This window comes from Dissulfurispira sp. (assembly GCF_036745535.1).
Taxonomy (GTDB): domain Bacteria; phylum Nitrospirota; class Thermodesulfovibrionia; order Thermodesulfovibrionales; family Dissulfurispiraceae; genus Dissulfurispira.
Genome location: NZ_DAIOFX010000025.1, coordinates 13,002 through 21,578 on the forward strand (window position 1 = coordinate 13,002; position 8,577 = coordinate 21,578).

An 8,577-nucleotide genomic window follows, 5' to 3' on the forward strand; every position below is an offset into this window, starting at 1 on the left:
GCAGTAAACGGGACTGTAAATGACCTTTCTATGGTCGGTGCAAGACCCCTTTATCTATCGGTTGGATTTATCCTTGAAGAGGGACTCTCGCTGGATAATTTAAAGATAATCCTCTCGTCAATGGCAGAAGCCGCTAAAAAGGCCGATGTAAAAATAGTAGCAGGCGATACAAAGGTCGTGGATAAAGGCAAAGGAGACGGTATATTCATCAACACAAGCGGTATCGGAATTATCCCTGATGGTATAGAACTTGGAGCAAAGAATATCAAGGCAGGAGACAAGGTGATTGTAAGCGGGCTTATAGGGAATCACGGCATAGCTGTTTTATCCGAGAGGAATGGGCTGTCCTTTGAGCCGCCTGTTCTGAGCGATACAGCACCATTAAATGGCCTTGTAGAATTGATGCTTTCCTTTACAGGAGGATTTCAGAAGGGGGACAAATGTCCCCCTTCTGGACTAATACGTATGATGAGAGATCCGACAAGGGGAGGCGTTGCCACTACATTAAGAGAAATGGCCGGTGATTCAGGGCTCTGCATCACCATTTATGAAAATTTGCTGCCTATATCATCGGGTGTGAGAGGCGCATGTGAACTGCTTGGCATTGACCCTCTTTATGTTGCGAATGAAGGCATTCTTATAGCTATTGCAGCTCCTGACGTAGCCGACCTTCTTGTGCAGGAAATGAGGTCACATCCCATGGGAAGGGGTGCAGCAATTATAGGCGAGGTTGTCGGCAGCGATCCACGAACTCATGGAACGGTTTTGCTTAAAACCTCAATCGGCGGGACCCGAATTATAGACATGCTTGCTGGAGAACAACTGCCGAGAATATGCTAAAATAGCTGTTAGCTCATAAATGAGGGATTGATAGAAAGGGAGGTTTGAAATGATTAAAAAATATAGTTTGCTGTTTACTGCTTACTGCTTATTGCTTACTGTATTTGGCTATACGACTGTTGCAAGCAGTGCCATTCTGCTCGATAAGGTCATGGCTATAGTGAATAAAGAGGTAATAACATGGAGCGACCTTTATAAGGCAATGGAATTCGAGGCGACTGATGCGATAAAGGCAATGAAGGATGAGGACAGGCGGAGATTTTTTAAAGAAAATGAGTCGATGTTTCTGGAAAGCCTGATCGATATGAGACTCCAGCTTCAGGAGGCAGCAAAGGCAGGTGTTTCTGCAAGCGATGAGGATGTGAACAGGGCCATTGAAAACATAAAGAAGAAATACTCCATGACGGATGAGGCATTCAAGGATGCTATCGGCAAAGAAGGCTTTACCCTTGCCGAGTACAGAAAAAAGCTTTCAGAGCAGATAACCATAAGCCGTATTGTAGACCAGGAAGTGAGAAGCAAGGTTTTGGTAACAGAGGGAGAGATTGATAAATATATTGCAGGGCATAAAGAACTGGAAAAAGAGAGTGAAGGCTTTAATATAAGCCATATATTTCTTAAAGGGTCAAGGGACGACATAAAAAGGCTCGAAGAAAAGGCATTGGATATCTACAAAAAGATAAAGGCAGGAGAAAACTTCGCGGAACTGGCAAGGCAGTATTCCGAAGATGCAAGCGCAAGCATCGGCGGCGAACTCGGGTTTATAAGAAAATCGGACATGTCAAATGATTTCCTGAATGTCCTCTCAAAGATGAAGGCCGGCGACGTGAGCGAGCCCTTCTGGGGAGGAAACGGCATCCATATTATCAGGCTTAATGACAAAAGGGAAATTAAGAGTCCTCAGGAATTGAGGGAGATGGTACGGCAGAGATTACTGGAGGAGAAATTCAGCAGGGAGTATAAAAACTGGATTAAGGGATTGCGAGAAAGGGCATATGTGGAAATAAAGATATAATGGAGCAGAGAATTCAAAAAATACTCGCTCAGATGGGGATAGCATCGAGGAGGAAGGCAGAGGAGCTTATTATTGAAGGCAGGGTAACAGTAAATGGGAAGATAGCAACCCTCGGGATGAAGGCAGACCCTGCAAAAGATCACATAAAGGCTGACGGAAGGCTTTTAGTAAAGCCGGAGCCAAAGATATATTTAGTGTTCAATAAGCCTGTTGGAGTTGTTACATCACTCTCAGACCCTGAGGGAAGGCCGACTATAAAGGATTTCCTGAAGGGGATAAAATACAGGGTCTTTCCTGTGGGAAGGCTCGATTACGACTCTGAAGGGCTTTTGTTGATAACGAATGACGGAGATTTTGCCCATTGCGTACTCCATCCCTCGAAAAAGATTCCAAAGACGTATGTGATTAAGGTGAAAGGAATTGTTGATGAAGATGCAATGCAGAGGCTAAGGCGTGGAGTGAGGCTGGAGGATGGTTTAACAGCACCGGCAAAAGTGAAGAAGGTAAGGCTGTCGGAGAGTAATTCGTGGGTTGAGATAACAATATATGAAGGCAGGAAGAGACAGGTAAGACGGATGCTGGAAAAGGTCGGATACCCTGTGATTAAACTGAGGAGAATAGCCATTGGTAGTTTAAAGCTTGGTGATTTAAGGCCGGGAGAGATGAGACGGCTGACACAAGAAGAAATTAAAAGGTTAATGGGTAAATGAGTAAATGGGGTACTCATCCACCCATTCACTTATTGACTCATTAACTTAATTATGAGGGTTTTATGATTCGCGATAAATGGTGCGGCGAAATCAGGGAGTCGGATATAGGCTCCAATATGAGTCTTGCAGGATGGGTATTCAGGAGGAGGGATCACGGAGGCCTGATATTTGTCGATCTGAGGGACAGGAGCGGCATTGTCCAGGTTGTCTTCAGCCCCGATGTCTCAAAGGAGGCGCATGGGCTTGCCCACGATTTAAGGGGCGAGTTTGTTATATCCGTATCAGGGGAAATAAGACAGAGGCCTGAAGGAACAGAGAATCCGAATCTCCCGACAGGCATGGTCGAGCTTTATGCGAAAGAACTGAAGGTGTTGAATGAATCAACCCCGTTGCCGTTTCCCATGGAAGAGGCTGCAGAGGCATCCGAGTCTTTGAGGCTGAAATACAGGTACCTCGACCTGAGGAGGCCTGAACTGCAGAATAATCTGATTGTCAGGCACAGGGCTACAAAGGTTATAAGGGATTATCTCGATGAAAAGGGTTTTCTCGAAATAGAGACGCCAATGCTCACAAAATCGACTCCTGAAGGCGCAAGGGATTACCTCGTGCCGAGCAGGCTCAATCCCGGGCATTTCTATGCGCTTCCCCAGTCGCCCCAGCTTTTTAAGCAGATCCTCATGGTGTCAGGGCTTGAAAGGTATTTTCAGATAGTAAAGTGCTTCAGGGATGAAGACCTGAGGGCCGACAGACAACCGGAGTTTACCCAGGTTGATATGGAGATGTCCTTTGCTGATAAAGAGGATATCATAGCTGTTATAGAGGGTATGATTAAGAGGCTTTTCAAGGATATCTTAGTCACCGAGATAGAGGTGCCATTTCAGAGGCTCAGTTTTAAGGATTCCATGGAGAGGTTTGGCAATGACAAGCCTGATCTGAGATTCGGCCTTGAATTGAAGGACATGGCAGACCTTGCATCAAAGGGTTCATTCAAGGTCTTTTTAGATGCACTGCAATCCAAAGGCAGGGTAAAGGCGATTAACGGTAAAGGAATGGCAGGGCTTTCCCGAAAAGAAATAGATATGCTTACCGAAGAGGCGCAATCCTTTGGTGCAAAGGGACTTGCATGGATAAAGGTAAAGAACGGTTTTGAATCGCCTATCGCCAAGTTCTTTCCCGAGGAGGTCTTAAGGCAGATGGCAGAGAGGCTTGAGGCGTCTGAAGGTGATTTGATGCTGTTCGTTGCCGACAAAGAGAAGGTTGTGCATGATGTATTAAGCCGAATGAGGCTTGAACTCGGCAAAAGACTGAACCTCATAAAGGATGGGTTCAGATTCCTATGGGTAACGGATTACCCGCTTCTGGAATGGGACGAAGAAGGCGGCAGATTTACAGCCATGCACCATCCATTTACTTCTCCAGTAGATGAGGATATCGAAAAGATGTTTTCGATGAATGTTTCTGAACTCCAGACTCCTGACTCCGAACTCGGAACCCTGAGGGCCAAGGCATACGACATCGTGCTTAACGGCTATGAGATAGGCGGCGGCAGCATCCGTATTCACAGAAGGGACGTGCAGAAGAAGATGTTCGAGATACTGAAGATATCGGAGGACGAGGCAAGATTAAAATTCGGTTTTCTCCTCGATGCCCTTGAATACGGCGCGCCTCCACACGGCGGTATTGCACTCGGTCTGGACAGGCTGGTGATGTTGATGGTTGGAGCACATTCCATAAGGGATGTTATAGCATTCCCGAAAACCCAGAAGGCTGTATGTCTTATGAGCGGTGCGCCATCGACGGTGGAGCTCAAACAGTTGAGGGAATTGAATATAAAGGTGGATATCCCGTTATAAATGCTTGACAATCGGTATTTTTCTGTAATTATTAACTAAATATGTTTAAAAAGAAGAATCCCATAGGCCTCGATATCGGGTCGGCTTACATCAAAGCCGTCCAGATCAATGATACAAAGACAGGCTATGAGCTTGCCCTTTTTGACATGATTCCCATCCAGCCCGGTGTTATCGGCGACAGGATGATTGCAGATAAGGCCAAACTGACCACCTCTATCAAGGAATTGCTCAAAAAGGCCGGCATAAAAAGGAACGATGCGGTTATCAGTGTTTCCGGTCATTCCTCTGTGATCATAAAAAAGATAACGATACCGATTATGACCGAAGAAGAACTCGGCGCTTCGATAAAATACGAGGCCGAACAATATGTGCCGTTCGATATAAACGATGTGGAAATCGATTTCCAGATACTCGGCCCCAAGGCAGAGGAAGAAGGGCAGATGGATGTTGTCCTTGTAGCTGTTAAAAAGGCTTTGATAAAAGATTACCACGATGTTGTTGCGCAGGCAGGGCTTGAGCCGGTTATCGTGGATGTCGACTCCTTTGCTCTCAGCAACATGTATGAAATCAACTACGGTATAGAAGAAAGAAAAAATATTGCACTGATCAATGTCGGTGCAAGCACGACAAACATAAACATTCTCCAGAACGGACTGCCTGTTTTTACAAGGGACAGCGCCATGGGCAGCAATCACCATACAGAGGCATTGGAGAGGGAGTTCGGAATTTCCAGAGAAGACGCCGAGCGATTGAAAATGGGACGTTCTGTAGAGGGCATTCTGCCAGCCGATGTGCAGCTTGTCATTAATTCTGCTTCCGAGGAGATATATACTGAACTCTACAGGTCTTTTGAATATTTCCGCAGCAGCGTTGCAGAAGAGGATATAGATAAGATTATCCTGAGCGGAGGGGCTGCCCTCATAAAGGGTTTCCCTGAAGCGATGACGGACAGGCTCGGCATCGAGGTGGAGGTTGCGGATCCGTTCAAGAATATAAAAATACCCGAAAAGCTCGATGCAACTCATATAAAAGAAACGGCGCCGATAGCTGCAATAGCTGTCGGGCTTGCCCTGAGGCGTGTCGGAGACAGATAATGATAAGGATAAACCTTTTAGCTGAAAAGAAGAAAAAAAAGAGGGTAAAGGGTCCTGCGAGCTTTCTTGTGGCAATCATTATTGTCAGCGGCGCAGCACTCATCGTAATGGGACTTGTCACCTTTTTGTTTAAATCGAGCGTATCGAAACTCAAGGCGCAGAGCGAATCAAATAAAGCAAAATTGACGGAACTGAACAAAAAGATAAATGAAGTGAAAAAATACGAGAAACTGAATAAAGAGATCGAGCAGCGGAATGCCCTTATAGAGACCCTCAGGAAGAACCAGGCTGTCCCTGTAAGGATACTCGATGATGTGAGCACGGTTATGCCCAAAGGCATCTGGCTGGCTTCCATGACATATAAGGACAGCGGTGTGGGATTGGAAGGATATGCTTTCACAAATATCGACATTGTTTCTTATGTTGAAAACTTAAAGAAGTCGGTAAACTTTACTGATGTATATCTTGAGGAATTAAAACAGGTGGAGTTTGAGAAGGTTCAGGTATATAGATTCAAACTTAATTTTAAGGTAAAGGTATAGCATACGATGGCACTAAAGCTTGGTTTTGATGTAGAGACTCTCCCTCCAGCGAGAAAAAAGCTGCTGCTTGTGCTGCCTCCATTAATTATCATTGTACTCTTTGCTGTTTTATTGATAATGCCTGCCTTTGAAGAGAGGGGGAAGTTGGTGACTGAAGTGGAGAAGCAGAATAATGAAATCCAGACAGCTAAGAAAGGTGCAGAAAAACTTTCCACACTCATGGCCGAAAACGAGAGATTGAGAAGTAAGCTCTTCGAGCTGCAGATGCAACTGCCTGAGGAGAAGGAGGTATCAGGGCTTTTAAGGCAGGTCTCAGAACTCGGGATAAAATCAGGGCTCCAGATCGTTTCATGGAAGCCGAAGGACAAGGTTGTTCATCCGAGTAAAGAAGTATATGAAATCCCGGTTGAGGTGGAGATGCTGGGTAATTACCACAGGTTTGGTCAATTCTTCAGCAATATCACGAAACTCAGCAGGGTTGTTAATATTTCCAACATAAATATAAAGACAGCAGATCAAAAACAAAAGGCTGCGGTACTGAATGTCAGTTTTACTGCAATGACATACTCTTTTATTCCTGAGAAAGAAAGGAAAGAACTGGAAAAGGCCGCAAAAGAGAAGAAATGAAAAAGAGACTTGTATTAATACTATCGGTACTGGTTGTTGTATTTTGGGGGATTGTTATTGCTCATGCCTTGCCGCAAAAACAAATGTCTCCCGAAGCTGCAAAGAAGGAGGATGTAACAAAAAAGTCTCTGGAGACGAAGACAGGGGTAGGGGTTGAATATACCGCAGGTGCAAGGAGAGACCCATTTATGCCGCTTGTTGTTAAGGCAGAGGCTAAACCTAAAGGTCTTATACCTATAGAGAGCTATGAGGTTTCTGAATTCAAGCTTATAGCCATATTATGGGACAAGACAAAATATTATGCAGTCATTACTCTGCCTGACGGCAAATCATATACAATCAGAGAAGGAGTTAAACTGGGTCTGCACGGAGGAAAGGTGTATAAGATAACAAAGGATTCTGTTATCATCAGAGAACATGTAAGGGATTATAGAGGTGCCCTTAGCCCGAAGGACACCATCTTAAAACTCCGCAGGGAGGAAGAATGATGAAAAAGACGTTATTCATTGCAACCGTTACGTTACTTGCTTTAAGCGGTTTTGTTTTGGCTGGCGGTATGGCTGATGCCAGAGAGGCGATAAAGGATTCAGGTGTTCGTCAGATAACAAATATCGAGTTGCTGGATAATGCTGTAAAAATCAAGATCAATGGCCCCATAAGGTATAAGATATCCAGCCCTGCCGACCCGTTCAGGGCAACCGTGGATATAGAAGGGGTAAGCCTTGGAAGATTTGGAGATAAGATTTACTCCAGGCAGGCCGGCATAACGGAAATATCATTGACACAAATAGAGACCCCTGTTGTAACATCACGTCTGGATATCCTTTTGCAGAGCCCTTCCATTATTAAACCCGAGATACAGGGAGATACACTCATACTTTATGTGGAATCGAAGAACGATGCTGCAAAACAGGAGCTTATAGACAAGAGGACGGATAAGGGTATGTCCCGGCAGGAAGGCAAGCCGGATAAGGCAGGCGATGCTGCAAAAGAGATCACTGCAGTGGTATTTGATAAAACCGATGTTGGTATTGAACTGGTCATAAAGGGCGATGGTACAATGCCGGAGCCGGCTGTATTCGAGCTTGACGGCAAGATCATGATAGACATCCCTGGTGTGGTGATGAAGGCAGCACTACCATCCAGCATACCATCTCCTGTTAAAGACCTTAAGTATAAGGCTAAAAAGGGGAATATAAGGTTTATACTGGGCATCGAGGGAAAAGTCGATACCGAAGTGGTTGCGATGGAGGATGAAATAATAGTTGATATAGCTTTTAAAGATAGGAAAATTGATTTAGCAAAAAGAGACGATATTCAGAAAGCCCCAAACTCCAAACTCCAAACTCCAAACTCTGATCTGGTTTCTCTTGATTTTCAGGATGCCGACATAGTACCGATCCTGAGACTTCTGGGCGATGTAAGCGGATACAATATCGTTATCCATCCAGACGTGAAGGGAAAGATCTCCATGAAGCTCATGAATGTCCCGTGGGAGCAGGCTCTGAATATCGTGCTGAAGACATTTAACCTCGAGAAGGTTATCGAGGGTAATGTCATAAGGATTGCGACATTAAAGGCATTTCAGGAGGAGAAGAAGGCTGTTGCTGAAACAAAAGAGGTTTTCGGCAAGGCAGAGGATATTGAGACAAGGGTATTTACTGTGAACTATGCAAATGTTGAAAAGGTTAAAGACTCGATAGAGAAAGGAAAGATTTTATCTCCGAGGGGCAATATTAGTATTGATACAAGGACGCGTTCATTGATAGTCAAGGACATTCCATCAAGCCTAAATGAGATCCAGAAGCTCATAAATGACCTTGATAAACAAACCCCGCAGGTTCTTATAGAGTCAAGGATAGTCGAGATGAATACCAACTTCTCAAAAAGCCTTGG

Annotated in this window: 9 protein-coding genes; all 9 read left to right on the plus strand. The window is 44.8% G+C overall.

Translation table 11 applies throughout. The features are described from left to right. The coding region (gene hypE, locus V7L97_RS06120) for a hydrogenase expression/formation protein HypE (RefSeq protein WP_333654236.1) at positions 1-840 on the plus strand (840 nt) is incomplete at its 5' end. 49 nt (positions 841-889) lie between these two features. Beyond that, positions 890-1,855 (plus strand): peptidylprolyl isomerase, encoded by a 966-nt coding sequence (locus V7L97_RS06125; protein ID WP_333654237.1) that lies wholly within the window; start codon positions 890-892, stop codon positions 1,853-1,855. Further along, positions 1,855-2,565 (plus strand): pseudouridine synthase, encoded by a 711-nt coding sequence (locus V7L97_RS06130; protein WP_333654239.1) that lies wholly within the window; start codon positions 1,855-1,857, stop codon positions 2,563-2,565. The genes V7L97_RS06125 and V7L97_RS06130 overlap by 1 nt, the downstream gene beginning before the upstream one ends. Before the next feature lie 62 nt (positions 2,566-2,627). After that, on the plus strand, positions 2,628-4,418 hold the full coding sequence (gene aspS / locus V7L97_RS06135) for an aspartate--tRNA ligase (protein WP_333654242.1): 1,791 nt from the start codon (positions 2,628-2,630) through the stop codon (positions 4,416-4,418). A gap of 41 nt (positions 4,419-4,459) precedes the next feature. Continuing rightward, positions 4,460-5,512: a type IV pilus assembly protein PilM gene (gene pilM, locus V7L97_RS06140; RefSeq protein ID WP_333654245.1), complete on the plus strand. Its 1,053-nt coding sequence runs from the start codon at positions 4,460-4,462 to the stop codon at positions 5,510-5,512. Next, a complete protein-coding gene (locus V7L97_RS06145) occupies positions 5,512-6,054 on the plus strand; it encodes a PilN domain-containing protein (RefSeq protein WP_333654246.1) in 543 nt (180 codons plus the stop codon). Before pilM ends, V7L97_RS06145 begins: the two co-directional genes overlap by 1 nt. A gap of 6 nt (positions 6,055-6,060) precedes the next feature. Then, entirely contained in the window at positions 6,061-6,681 is a 621-nt protein-coding gene (locus tag V7L97_RS06150) for a type 4a pilus biogenesis protein PilO (RefSeq protein ID WP_333654248.1), read from the plus strand. Next, positions 6,678-7,169 carry a pilus assembly protein PilP gene (locus tag V7L97_RS06155; protein ID WP_333654250.1) on the plus strand — a complete coding sequence of 164 codons (492 nt, stop codon included), beginning with the start codon at positions 6,678-6,680 and terminating at the stop codon, positions 7,167-7,169. The genes V7L97_RS06150 and V7L97_RS06155 overlap by 4 nt, the downstream gene beginning before the upstream one ends. After that, on the plus strand, positions 7,166-8,577 hold a 1,412-nt coding region (locus V7L97_RS06160; RefSeq protein WP_333654251.1), incomplete at its 3' end, for a secretin N-terminal domain-containing protein. The genes V7L97_RS06155 and V7L97_RS06160, both read left to right, overlap by 4 nt.

Coding starts and splice junctions, on each gene's coding strand:
- V7L97_RS06125 (WP_333654237.1), top strand. CDS start 890: ATGATTAAAAAATATAGTTTGCTGTTTACTGCTTACTGCTTATTGCTT.
- V7L97_RS06130 (WP_333654239.1), top strand. CDS start 1,855: ATGGAGCAGAGAATTCAAAAAATACTCGCTCAGATGGGGATAGCATCG.
- aspS (WP_333654242.1), top strand. CDS start 2,628: ATGATTCGCGATAAATGGTGCGGCGAAATCAGGGAGTCGGATATAGGC.
- pilM (WP_333654245.1), top strand. CDS start 4,460: ATGTTTAAAAAGAAGAATCCCATAGGCCTCGATATCGGGTCGGCTTAC.
- V7L97_RS06145 (WP_333654246.1), top strand. CDS start 5,512: ATGATAAGGATAAACCTTTTAGCTGAAAAGAAGAAAAAAAAGAGGGTA.
- V7L97_RS06150 (WP_333654248.1), top strand. CDS start 6,061: ATGGCACTAAAGCTTGGTTTTGATGTAGAGACTCTCCCTCCAGCGAGA.
- V7L97_RS06155 (WP_333654250.1), top strand. CDS start 6,678: ATGAAAAAGAGACTTGTATTAATACTATCGGTACTGGTTGTTGTATTT.